This is a genomic window from Yersinia sp. LJYL362 (genome assembly GCF_048323875.1).
Genome location: NZ_JBLWEX010000158.1, coordinates 1 through 12,373, shown reverse-complemented (window position 1 = coordinate 12,373; position 12,373 = coordinate 1). Strand labels below are relative to the sequence as shown.

Below are 12,373 nucleotides of genomic sequence, written 5' to 3'. Positions count from 1 at the left end.
TACATCAATTCTGTGTGATAGGAACCTACGCATTAATCAATACCGGTGCTTGTGTGGTGCAGGATATTCCTCCTTATGTCATAGCTGAAGGAAATCGTGCTGTTCCCGTAGGTATAAGAGAAACTGGAGTTGAGGCTGATTGGCTAAATAGTGGTGACCGGCAAGCGGTTATAGAGGCTTACCGGCTTATTTATCATACAGGTAAATTAGTGGCTGATGTGAATAAGGAAATCGAGATATTGGCTAAAGAATGGCAAATATTGCGGCCTTATAAAACCTTTTTCAACCGCTCAGCGCGTGGCATTATTCGTTAATAAGTCATGTGGCAGGTAGCGAGAACCCTTCGACGAGCAGAATATAAAAAGGCGCCACATTGCAGGGCGCCTTAACGAGATAAAGATATGTGTGAAAACTATCAACCGAAATGAAAACTATCGACTAAACAGGTCACGTCTTTTCGGCTTAACAAACTGGCTGATCAGCACTAATACTGCCATAAACAGGTAAGCGGCAAAGATACCGACCAACCATTGCGGCATCTCCAAAGAGAGAAATTCCCACTGTTTCACTGCGCAATCGCCACTGGCAACAAAGATAGCTGGGAACCATTTATCTAGCGGCAACCATGACGGGAAGCTCACAAAGAAATCACAAGTGGTGAAAGGTGATGGATGCAATTGCAGCATCGTGTGTACCCAAGCTAACTGAACGCCTCTCCAGGCACTGTAGATCCAGATAAAAATAGCCAGATAGCGCAAAGGGGATTTAGGTGCAATGGCACCCAGCAATGATGCACCAAGAATACCGAATAATGCGGCCCGTTCATAAATACACATTACGCAAGGCTGTAGCAGCATCACGTGTTGAAAATAGAGCGCAACCAATTCTAATACCAGTGCAGTCAGGGCCATGAATAGCCAAGCACCGCGCCCTTTAGAGCAGCGGTTAAGGAATTGCAACATATCTTTATTTTCCATGCAGTAAGCAATTGTACTCGCAGTGTAAACCAATTCATCTTTGCTGCCAGCTACCCAACGATAAAATTAGGCAAAAATCAGCAATTTCTCGCGTATGGCGGCTATCATATGCATCAATTTTGCTTTGGGTGAGATATTGGTTGGTTTTGTCAGCCCATCTTAGCCCCACGTAGCGAGGAAAATATCGGGTTGACACGGACGATAATGCACGTTATCAGTGTGTCATGCTAACTCCCGTCGCGATATCAGGCAAACTTATCCAGCCACTTTGCATCATCCACTCCGTCACCGGAACTAATAAATACTCCACGCCGAGCAGACCGACACCTGTCATCACGATGGTATAAGGCAGAGCCATATATACCATTCGGCCATAGGACAGGCGAATCAATGGGGCCAGCGCGGAGGTCAGTAAGAACAAAAACGCGGCCTGACCATTGGGGGTTGCCACCGAGGGCAAGTTGGTGCCGGTATTGATGGCCACGGCTAATAGCTCGAACTGTTGCAGCGAGATAATGCCCAATTCAAATGCTTTGCGCGCCTCATTAATGTACACGGTGCCGACAAAGACATTGTCAGAAACCGAGGACAGCAAGCCATTAAACAGATAAAACAGGGATAATTGGGCTGAGGGCGAGGATTGTAAAACAAACTGAATAATTGGAGTGAATAAGCTTTGTTCAATAATCACTGCAACCACGGCGAAAAACACCGTCAGCAGTGCCGTGAAAGGCAGTGCTTCCTGAAATGCTTTACCCAACGCATGTTCATTGGTGATACCACAAAAAGAGGTCGCGAAAATAATGACCGACAACCCCACTAAGCCCACTTCGGCTAAATGCAACGCCAGTGCAAGAACTAACCACACACCAATCAGGGCTTGAACCAGCAGTTTCACTTTCTCCTGGCGGTTGCGTTTTGCGCTGGCCTGCTTATCGTAATCTGTCAGAACCTGACGCACACGCTCAGGTAGTGCGGCACCGTAGCCAAACAGTTTAAAACGCTCGACCAGTATGCAAACCAATAATCCACAACACAGAACAGGCAGGGTGACGGGCAGCATCCGCATAAAGAAATCACCAAAATGCCAACCGGCACTTTTGGCGATAATCAGGTTTTGCGGCTCACCCACCATCGTCATCACCCCCCCCAGCGCCGTTCCCACACCAGCATGCATCATCAGGCTGCGCAAGAATGCGCGGAATTGTTCCAGCGTTTTGTGATTCTCCTGACTGTCAATCCAGCTGTCATCATTGATGTCTTTATCTGAGTGATTTGAGGCGACATGATGATAAATAGTATAAAAACCGACAGATACACTAATGACCACGGCGATAACCGTTAAGGCATCCAGGAAGGCTGAAAGGAAGGCAGAAGCGACACAGAAAGCGAGGGAAAGCGTAATTTTCGAGCGGATGCTCAGCAGCAATTTAGTAAAGATAAACAGCAAGAGCTGTTTCATAAAGTAGATGCCCGCCACCATAAACACCAGCAGCAACAGGACTTCGAGGTTATTGGCAATTTCTTCGGCCACTTGATGCGGGTGGGTCATCCCGATAGCCACAGCCTGAATAGCGAGTAAACCACCGGGCTGCAACGGATAACATTTCAGTGCCATCGCCAGCGTGAAGATAAACTCAATAACCAGCATCCAACCGGCGACGAACGGGCTGACAAAGAAGAACACCAATGGGTTAATGATAAGAAACGCGATAATTGCCAGCTTGTACCAATCAGGTGAATTACCGAGAAAATTTTTAAGTACGGCTTGTCTAACGGTCATATCCATTGTGAGCTATGGTCTCCTTAATAAATGATTAAATCCGTCATACTTCAAGTTGCAGGTGCGTAGGCTGTGCGCGGTCACTCGAATTATTTAGGATATATGGCGCTATTACTGCTTAAGGTTACATTTTACTTTACGTCATTCGCTTAAAAGCAATATGTATAATCTGTTCTTCATTACATCTGCGCAATTTTTGCAACTTTATGACCGCTTTCACCATTTGTTCGGCCCTGGCGCTATATCAGAATACCGTCGTCTGGTATGATGAGCGCACTAAATTGCTGATATTTATCGCTACGGAACGTCAAAAAATATGGTTATAAAGGCGCAAAGTCCTGCCGGTTTCGCGGAAGAGTATATTATTGAAAGTATTTGGAATAATCGCTTCCCCCCAGGCACAATTTTGCCCGCGGAGCGTGAACTTTCAGAGCTAATTGGAGTGACCCGCACCACATTGCGCGAAGTGCTACAACGGCTAGCCCGCGATGGCTGGCTCACTATTCAGCACGGTAAACCGACGAAAGTAAACAACTTTTGGGAAACCTCCGGCCTTAATATTCTGGAAACACTGGCGCGGCTTGACCACGACAGCGTGCCACAATTGATAGATAACTTACTGGCTGTTCGAACCAACATCGCAACAATTTTTGTCCGGACAGCTATCCGTAATCATCCCGAAAAAGCACAAGAAATTCTGGCGCAAGCGCAGACGGTTGATGATAACGCGGAGTCTTTCACTGCACTGGATTACGGTATTTTCCGTGGTTTGGCTTTTGCTTCTGGCAACCCGATTTACGGTTTAATTCTGAATGGTTTGAAAGGGTTATACACCCGCGTAGGGCGTTATTATTTCTCGAATCCAGAAGCGCGTAAGTTGGCACTGACGTTTTATAGCCACTTGTCAACACTGTGCGATGAGAAAGCCTACGACCAAGTGCTGGACTGCCTGCGGACTTACGGTAAAGAGAGTGGGGCTATCTGGCACAGTATGCAGGGCACCATGCCAAGTGATTTGGCAGAAGCTCGCCGCTAGAGGCTATCGCGGCTAAGTGGAAAAGCAAAAGGGGCTATAGCGCCCCTTTTTCATGGGTGATAACTCAATAAAGTGGCCAGTTCTAGAGCTTATTGGCTCTGGGTGGAATGCTGTCGAGCAATTCAATACTGCCATCATCATTGAGTTGCTCCATATGAATATCAAATCCCCATAAGCGATGGATATGCTTCATCACTTGTTGGCGACTTTTATCCAGTGGTGCTCGGTCATGAGGAATATAGCGTAACGTCAGAGAACGATCCCCGCGCAAATCAACATTCCAGACTTGAATATTAGGCTCATGATTACTCAAATTATATTGAGCAGACAATTCATTGCGAATAGCACGATAACCTTCTTCATTATGAATGGCCGAAATTTCCAGATAGTTATGCTTATCATCGTCTAATACCGTGAATAGACGGAAATCACGCATCACTTTCGGTGATAAGAACTGGCTAATGAAACTTTCATCTTTAAAATCGCGCATCGCAAAATGCAGTGTATCCAGCCAATCTTTACCGGCGATATCCGGGAACCAGTAATAATCCTCTTCGGTTGGAGACTGGCAGATGCGCTTGATGTCCTGAAACATGGCAAACCCAAGAGCATAAGGGTTGATGCCATTGTAATAAGGGCTGTTATACGGCGGTTGATACACCACATTGGTGTGGCTGTGCAGGAATTCCATCATAAACCGATCACTGACCCGGCCTTCATCGTATAAATGGTTAAGAATGGTGTAATGCCAGAACGTTGCCCATCCTTCATTCATCACCTGGGTCTGTTTCTGCGGGTAAAAATACTGGCTCACTTTACGCACAATCCGTAGCACTTCCCGCTGCCATGACTCCAGCAACGGGGCGTTTTTCTCCATAAAGTAGAGCAGATTCTCTTGCGGCTCACTGGGGTAGCGCTGAGCTTGAGCTTGCACTTCTTCTCTGTCTTTACGTGGTAAGGTTTTCCACAAGGAGTTAACCTGGCTTTGCAGGTATTCCTCTCGACTTTTTTGCCGCGCGGTCTCCTCGACCAATGAGATTTTTTGCGGGCGTTTGTAGCGGTCAACACCATAATTCATCAGTGCGTGGCAAGAGTCGAGCAGTCGCTCAACTTCTTCCACGCCATAGCGCTCTTCACATTCACTGATGTAATGGCGGGCAAATAATAAATAATCAACAATGGAACTGGCATCTGTCCATGCCCGGAATAAATAATTATTCTTAAAGAAAGAATTATGGCCATAACAGGCATGAGCCATCACCAACGCTTGCATGGTAATGGTGTTTTCTTCCATTAAATAAGCAATACAAGGATTGGAGTTAATCACAATCTCGTAGGCTAATCCCTGTTGCCCATGCTTATATTTTTGCTCGGTTTCGATAAACTTTTTACCGAAAGACCAATGGGTATAATTAATGGGCATGCCAATACTTGAGTAAGCATCCATCATTTGTTCCGAGGTAATGACCTCAATCTGATGGGGGTAGGTATCGAGCCGGTAATGTTTTGCCACCCGGTCTATTTGATCCAGATAGACCTGCAACAATTCAAATGTCCAGTCTGGGCCGTCAGTCAGGCGCTTATCTTGCGCGGCGTTTTTCGATGTTGAAGTTGTCATTAGCGCATCCTCACGGTTTTCTAACCCTGCAAAATACTGGTCACTTCAATATACCCGTCGCCCTTCAAGATGCAGGGGGTTGGCTGCCTTTACTCACCCGAGTCACTTACTTGAGTAAGCTCCTGGGGCTTCGCTCAATTGCCGCCTTCCTGCATCTTGAAGTCACTTGAGTATAATCCTAGCTCAATATGAATAAATTGAGGCCTGTCTTGACCTTATGTCAATGAATATCCGTCATCTTTCAAAAAAGAGGCTCCCCCTGACGGGAATTCGGACTCATTCTGACCGGCAGAAGTCATTCTCTCAAAAGGATTTTAATCAGATTATTATTCTATTTTTTAGGGTTTATTGCAGGATATAAAACCAACAAAAACAATATCAGCAATATGCTCATTATTCATGTTGTTAATAGGGATAACATAACGGGTTTTTAATCATTCTTTTGTATAACCGGTTAAAAATAGCATGTTATTGCTATTTGTAGCGGGCTATTGAATTGAAAAGTGATTGCAGTGTAAATTAATTGTGAATTAAGTCACAGTCTACCATTAAGGTGTTGGATAGTTTTTTCTGCTGAGTTAATTTTCTGTCAACAGAATATTGTGCTTTTGATGCATTTTTGTGTGGGGGATGATATGCGCGTGGTCATTTTAGGAAGTGGTGTGGTGGGTGTTGCCAGCGCCTGGTACTTGGCGAAAGATGGACATGATGTCACGGTCATTGACCGCCAAGATGGGCCAGCTCAGGAAACCAGCGCAGGTAATGCGGGCCAGATATCTCCCGGCTACGCGGCACCTTGGGCGGCCCCGGGTGTGCCTCTAAAAGCCATTAAATGGATGTTCCAACGCCATGCGCCGTTAGCGATTCATCTTGATGGCAGTGCTGCCCAGTTGCGCTGGATGTGGCAAATGCTCAGAAATTGCGACACTTCCCATTATATGATTAACAAAAGCCGCATGGTGCGGCTGGCCGAATACAGCCGTGATTGTTTGAAAAATCTGCGCGAAGACACCGGTATTCAGTACGAGGGGCGTCAGGGCGGAACGCTGCAATTGTTCCGTACTGAGCAACAGTTTGATAATGCAGCTAAAGATATTGCGGTATTGGATGATGCGGGGGTGCCGTATTCGTTGTTAACGGCGAGTCAACTGGCCACCGTCGAACCTGCTCTGGCAAAAGTGGCGCATAAACTCACTGGCGGTTTACGTCTCCCTAATGATGAGACGGGCGACTGCAAGTTGTTTACCGAGCGGCTGGCAACAATGGCCGAACAGGCCGGGGTTAAATTTATTTTCAATCGCTCAGTGGAGAAACTGCTGGTGGATGGGGATCAAATCGCGGGTGTGCTGTGCGGCGATGACATCATTAAAGCCGATGCTTATGTGGTGGCTTTTGGCGCTTATTCAACGGCGCTGCTGGCGGGATTGGTGTCGATTCCGGTTTACCCGCTAAAAGGTTACTCCCTGACAATCCCCATCACCAACCCTGCTGGCGCACCATATTCTACCGTGCTGGATGAAACCTATAAGATAGCTATTACCCGTTTTGACGATCGCATTCGGGTGGGCGGCATGGCGGAAATCGTGGGATTCAACACCCAACTGGAACAGGCGCGGCGGGAAACACTGGAAATGGTGGTCGGCGATTTGTATCCCGATGGCGGTAATATCAGTCAGGCGACATTTTGGACTGGCCTGCGCCCGATGACACCGGATGGTACACCTATTGTTGGGCGAACTTCGCTGAAAAATCTCTACCTCAATACCGGTCATGGCACCTTGGGCTGGACCATGGCATGTGGTTCAGGTCAACTATTGGCCGATATTATGTCTGGTCGGCGTCCTGCGATTCTGGCAGATGATCTCTCGGTCTCGCGCTACAGCGCGGGCTTTCGGCCGCTGAATATGACGCCTTTGCACGCCATTTAAAAGCAATCCTATTAATTATCACAACCCGAGCGCGATTGGGCGGTGAATGACTGAATAGTGTTCTGGAAGGAATAAGCATGCCTCGCCCGATATCTGCCACGCTGAATTTATCTGCGCTGGATCATAATCTGAATGTGGTGCGCAGCCAGGTGGGAACAGCAAAAATTTGGTCGGTGGTGAAAGCCAATGCCTACGGTCATGGTTTAGCGCGTGTCTGGCAAGGGCTGGCGGCGACAGATGGATTTGCTTTACTGGATTTAAACGAAGCTATCCTGCTGCGAGAACAGGGCTGGCAAGGGCCCATTTTACTGTTGGAGGGGTTCTTCCAACCGCAGGATTTAGTGCTGCTGGATCATTATCGCCTGACGACGGCGGTGCACAGTGACTGGCAACTTGAGGCCATCAAAGCGGCTCGCCTGACGGCACGGCTCAATATTTACTTGAAGTTTAATAGTGGCATGAATCGTTTGGGGTTTCCTATTGGTCAGGCGCAAGCGGTGTGGCAATGGGCCAAAAGCCTCAGCAATGTCGGCGAAATCACATTAATGAGCCACTTTGCCAATGCAGATAATCCTATTGGTGCTGAGGAACAATTCACCCAGATTCAACAGGCCAGCGCACATATTTTGGCGGCTCGCTGCTTTGCCAACTCTGCGGCAATATTGCGCAACCCGAACACCCATTATGACTGGGTGCGCCCAGGAATTATTCTCTACGGCGCATCACCCAGTGGTGATATTGCCGATATTGCTGGTCTTGATCTGCGCCCGGTGATGAGTTTGCACAGTGAGATTATCGCGCTGCAATCATTATCCGCCGGTCAAAGTGTGGGTTATGGTAGCCGCTATCGTGCTACTGGCACGCAGCGTATCGGGGTGGTGGCTTGTGGTTATGCCGATGGTTATCCCCGCGTGGCCCCGACAGGAACACCTATTATGGTTGACGGTATATTGACTCACACCATAGGGGCGATTTCGATGGATATGCTTACCGTGGATCTCACGCCGTGTCCGCAAGCGCAGATTGGCAGCAAAGTCGAAATATGGGGTGAGAATATCCCCATTGATAATGTGGCACAGGCCGCAGGAACAGTGGGGTATGAGTTGATGTGTGCGCTGGCAGCCAGGGTTACCCTTCTGACTTGACGCTGTAGCGGTGTTAGCGGCTCTCGTTACTCGGCCCGTCCATGGGCCTCGCCTCTGCGAGGCCGCTGCAAGCAGCGTTCAAATCTGCTCCCGGAAGATTTGTCACCCGAATCACTGACTTATCTCAGCTCATCGGAATGAGTTCGTTTGCTGCCTTGCTACAACACCAATTCATTTGGGTAATCGGTTTCTTATTAGCTATTGAAGTGGCGTGTTAGTTTATCTTTTGCAATTTACCGCGCACATGTTTGCTGGCGCGGCGGGCTTGCCAGGCCAGTAAGCAACCAGCCAACATCACAATAGCCAATGACAATTTAGGTTCTATTGGCAAGGCCATTGCCAACAAACCCAATCCGGCACCGCCTGCCATTTGCACAAACCCCACCAGAGCAGAAGCTACACCGGCCTCATTGGCATAAGGTTCAAGCGCATAGCTGGTCGCTGGGCCCATCATAAAGGCTAAACCGGCACAGGCACTGGCAACGGGCAACATGTAAACCAGCCAGTGATGTTGCACTTCAGGTGATAAGCGCAGGCCGTATAGCAGACTGAAACAGCCGAGTGCCATCAAGACGCTGCCGGTCATCAGGCAAGCAGGGCGGCCCACTTTTTGGATAATCCGATTCGCAAAAAAGCTCACTATCATGATCCAAAAACCATTGGCACCGAACACCAACGAGAATTGCAGTGGGCTTAGCCCCGCGCCGACCATCAAGACATTGGGCGCCAGCGAAACATAGGTTAATGCCATCCCCATCGCACCGGCATTGACCAGTGCGAAAATCAGGAAACGGTCGTCACGTAGAATGCGTAGATAGTTTTTTATCGGCAAACTCTTTACGGGTTGCGTATCTGCTGGGCGGGTTTCCGGCAGGAAAACGATAACCAGAATGAGCACCAATAATCCGTACAATGCCAGGAACCAGAATGGCGCACGCCAGCCAAAGGCTTCGGCCAACAGCCCCCCCAATAGAGGCGCTAATGCCGGTACGATATTTAATGTGCCATTGAGGAAACCAAAGGCACGGGCAGCTTCATTGCCATTAAGGCGATCGCGCACACCACTGAATGCCACCACTGCCGTACAGCAAACGGCCACGCCTTGTAACAGGCGGGAGCTGACAAACATGAAAGGGCTGACAGCCAGTGCGGCCATCGCGGCACCCAACATGTAAAGGATTATCCCGATAATGGCAATCGGTTTACGGCCATATTTGTCAACCAATGGCCCGGCAATCAGTTGTCCGACCCCCAGAACTAAAATAAACAGCGCAATGGTGGATTGAATCAATGACTCGCTACTGTTCAGCCCCTTAGCTATCGCGGGAATGGTCGGTAGGTAAAGGTCGATGCCCAGAGGGCCGAGTAGAATCAAGCTTAACAGCAGAAAAAGAAATTTTTGCATAACACCAAAACAACATCCAGATTACTGAGGCAGCAAGGATAAAGAATTTGCCGACAAATGAAAAGGTTGAGCATGACCCAACCCAACGATAGTGACAATGTCACTTCAAACTGATGACAAACCCCAACGACTCGATCTTGCAAGGTGAAGACAGGTAGAAGAGTAAAGCGTCCGCGCCAGGGACGGCGCGGCTCGAGCCCCCAGGGATGGGTTTACGGCGTCTTTACGATCTGCCTGTTTTCACCGATACGGGCAGTTTGTCATTAATCTCTAGTGACAATGTCACTTATTGGTATTTAGAAATCCCTAATAGGTTACTACAACTAATAATATATCTCTTATTATTCACCGTCTAACTTGTCATTCGATGCTCTAACCATTTCTCCAGTTTGACGGCTGACAGCGCTTCTGAAAACAGAAATCCCTGACCAATCAAGTAGCCTTGCCGGCTGAGCAAGGTGCGTTGAGCTTCATTCTCGACCCCTTCGACAATCACCGACAGTTGCAAACTCTCACCAATGCGTATCACCGCTTCACTTAAAGTTCGGCTGGTTTCATCATATTCAAGGTCATGTACAAAGCTTTTATCCAGTTTGATTTCATCGAGATCCAGGCGGCGCAGGTAACTGAGGCTGGAATAACCGGTGCCAAAATCATCCATGGATAGCCGCACCCCCAGACGATGAATTTTTTCGATTGTCGTGAATATGGCCGGATTATTTTCAATCAATATATCTTCGGTAATTTCCAGCGTCAGATCCTGCGGCGGTAAATGATAATGGTGCAAAATATGCAGAATCATGTCCGGTAAGCCCGGATTGTGGAAATTAGTCGGCGATAAATTCACTGACACTGATGGCACATCAATGCCCCGCAAACGCCAGTCGGCCAATTGCTGACATGCGGTTTCAATTGCCCAAAGGGCCAGCTCATTGATAAGGCCGCTCTCTTCAGCAATGGGGATAAATCGTTGTGGTGGAATATTCCCCAATATGGGATGATTCCAACGGCTTAGCGCCTCAACACCATACAGATGACCATCCTTTAACATCACTTGCGGCTGATAAAATAACTCCAGGGAGCCGATGTGGAATGCATGGCGTAGGGCATCTTCCATGTCTTGTCGCTGTTGATTGAGGTTATTCATTTCTGCGCTGAAGAAATTGAAATGGCCACGCCCCATATTCTTCGCTTTGTGCATTGCGATATCGGCATGGTTCATCAGGGTGTCCATTTCGATACCATTTTCAGGATACAAACTGATGCCTACACTGGCCGACGGAATAATATTCATGTTGGCAATTTGGCAGGGCTGAGACAACAAACTGAGCATTTTCTCTACTCTTACCGTGGTTTGTTGCAGGGGGCTGGAGGTCAGAATAATGATGAATTCATCGCCAGACAGGCGGCCAATGATGTCATTTTTAGGCAAACTGTCGCGCAGTCGCTGAGCCATCGCCGCCAGTAACTCATCGCCAGCGGCATGACCAAGTGAGTCATTGACTTGTTTAAACCGATCCAGATTAATCACCAACACCGCCAGCGAATGATTCATTTCAGCAGCTAAAGCAATGGCTTGCTTGGCATACACCAGAAACTGACTGCGATTGGGTAGCCCGGTCAATGAATCATAAAAAGCCAAATGTTGAATTTGTTTGCGAGAGAGTTCTCGCTCCATAGCAAGAGAACATAAATTGGCGATTAATTTGACCAACTGACGATGAAAATCGCTGGGTTTTCGTTTCTGTTTATAATAAAAAGCAAATATACCAAGTACTTGCCCTTGGCTGGAGAGAATAGGAGTTGACCAGCAAGCCAATAAACCATGCGGTAATATCAGATGACGGTAGTCCTGCCACAATGGGTCAGTGGCGATATCTTGTACTTCAACTGCTTCTTTGCGAAATGCGGCTGTCCCGCCGGAACCGGAAAATAGGCCGATGGGTACACCGGTGAGGATGGCCGTATAAGTCAGTGGCAGACCAGGGCCAGCAAGATGGGAAAGGTGATTCTGGCCGATACTTTGCAAAATACTGGCGGTCACCTCAGGGGCAATCCGCTCAACTTCATGACAAAGTAATGACATCACTTCGTCAAGCGGACGCTCGCGGACCAAGGCTTCCAGCACTTTATATTGCAACACTTCATACATTTTTGTCAGGGTGATATCAGTTAGCACCCCAATGCTGTAACTCTGTTCGCCTTGCTCATTAATCAGTGAGTTCATCACTGCTGAGCACCAATGGGGTTGCCGGTCTTTGCTGTAAAAAAGCTCTTTAGGCAGGAGCCGCTGGCGTGCATCGGGTGAGTGGCCATTGACTGGCGCGAGCTGTTCAGGATGCGCACTTTGCAGCAGATCGACCATATTTTGCCCCAGAGCCTGTTCTGGGGTATAGCCAAACAGTTTCGTAAACCCCTGATTAATATAAACAGCTTGTTGCCCGTGCTCGGTATTCGCGGCAATAAACATTGCGCTGTCGC

The 12,373-nt window shown here is 48.1% G+C and carries 8 protein-coding genes and 1 pseudogene; 4 read left to right on the top strand and 5 right to left on the bottom strand.

What is annotated here, in order from left to right:
• Positions 1-314: pseudogene (locus ACNSO8_RS07490) on the top strand (acyl-[acyl-carrier-protein]--UDP-N-acetylglucosamine O-acyltransferase); the annotation flags it as partial.
• A gap of 117 nt (positions 315-431) precedes the next feature.
• On the opposite strand, the gene dsbB reads toward ACNSO8_RS07490, so the two are convergent.
• Positions 432-962: a disulfide bond formation protein DsbB gene (gene dsbB / locus ACNSO8_RS07485; protein WP_418394277.1), complete on the bottom strand. Its 531-nt coding sequence runs from the start codon at positions 960-962 to the stop codon at positions 432-434.
• A gap of 229 nt (positions 963-1,191) precedes the next feature.
• Positions 1,192-2,766, bottom strand: a complete 1,575-nt coding sequence (gene nhaB, locus ACNSO8_RS07480) for a sodium/proton antiporter NhaB (protein WP_418394276.1) — start codon at positions 2,764-2,766, stop codon at positions 1,192-1,194.
• 310 nt (positions 2,767-3,076) lie between these two features.
• On the opposite strand from nhaB, the gene fadR reads away from it, so the two are divergent.
• Positions 3,077-3,796 carry a fatty acid metabolism transcriptional regulator FadR gene (gene fadR, locus ACNSO8_RS07475; protein WP_418394275.1) on the top strand — a complete coding sequence of 240 codons (720 nt, stop codon included), beginning with the start codon at positions 3,077-3,079 and terminating at the stop codon, positions 3,794-3,796.
• Between the two features lie 82 nt (positions 3,797-3,878).
• On the opposite strand, the gene ACNSO8_RS07470 is transcribed toward fadR, so the two are convergent.
• Positions 3,879-5,414, bottom strand: a complete 1,536-nt coding sequence (locus ACNSO8_RS07470; protein ID WP_418394274.1) for a SpoVR family protein — start codon at positions 5,412-5,414, stop codon at positions 3,879-3,881.
• A gap of 635 nt (positions 5,415-6,049) precedes the next feature.
• Here ACNSO8_RS07470 and ACNSO8_RS07465 point away from each other — a divergent pair.
• Positions 6,050-7,342, top strand: coding sequence for a D-amino acid dehydrogenase (locus tag ACNSO8_RS07465; RefSeq protein ID WP_418394273.1), 1,293 nt, complete (start codon positions 6,050-6,052; stop codon positions 7,340-7,342).
• A 77-nt stretch (positions 7,343-7,419) separates the two neighbouring features.
• The gene (gene dadX, locus ACNSO8_RS07460) at positions 7,420-8,487 is read left to right on the top strand and encodes a catabolic alanine racemase DadX (protein WP_418394272.1); all 1,068 of its coding nucleotides are present in this window, start codon (positions 7,420-7,422) and stop codon (positions 8,485-8,487) included.
• Between the two features lie 214 nt (positions 8,488-8,701).
• On the opposite strand, the gene ACNSO8_RS07455 is transcribed toward dadX, so the two are convergent.
• The gene (locus tag ACNSO8_RS07455; RefSeq protein ID WP_418394271.1) at positions 8,702-9,892 is read right to left on the bottom strand and encodes a multidrug effflux MFS transporter; all 1,191 of its coding nucleotides are present in this window, start codon (positions 9,890-9,892) and stop codon (positions 8,702-8,704) included.
• A gap of 352 nt (positions 9,893-10,244) precedes the next feature.
• Positions 10,245-12,373, bottom strand: a 2,129-nt coding sequence (locus ACNSO8_RS07450) for an EAL domain-containing protein (protein WP_418394270.1), incomplete at its 5' end; no start/stop codon positions are given.

Bases quoted from the DNA above. Each gene is read 5' to 3' on its own strand.
- dsbB (WP_418394277.1), bottom strand. From the start codon at position 962: ATGTTGCAATTCCTTAACCGCTGCTCTAAAGGGCGCGGTGCTTGGCTA.
- nhaB (WP_418394276.1), bottom strand. From the start codon at position 2,766: ATGGATATGACCGTTAGACAAGCCGTACTTAAAAATTTTCTCGGTAAT.
- fadR (WP_418394275.1), top strand. From the start codon at position 3,077: ATGGTTATAAAGGCGCAAAGTCCTGCCGGTTTCGCGGAAGAGTATATT.
- ACNSO8_RS07470 (WP_418394274.1), bottom strand. From the start codon at position 5,414: ATGACAACTTCAACATCGAAAAACGCCGCGCAAGATAAGCGCCTGACT.
- ACNSO8_RS07465 (WP_418394273.1), top strand. From the start codon at position 6,050: ATGCGCGTGGTCATTTTAGGAAGTGGTGTGGTGGGTGTTGCCAGCGCC.
- dadX (WP_418394272.1), top strand. From the start codon at position 7,420: ATGCCTCGCCCGATATCTGCCACGCTGAATTTATCTGCGCTGGATCAT.
- ACNSO8_RS07455 (WP_418394271.1), bottom strand. From the start codon at position 9,892: ATGCAAAAATTTCTTTTTCTGCTGTTAAGCTTGATTCTACTCGGCCCT.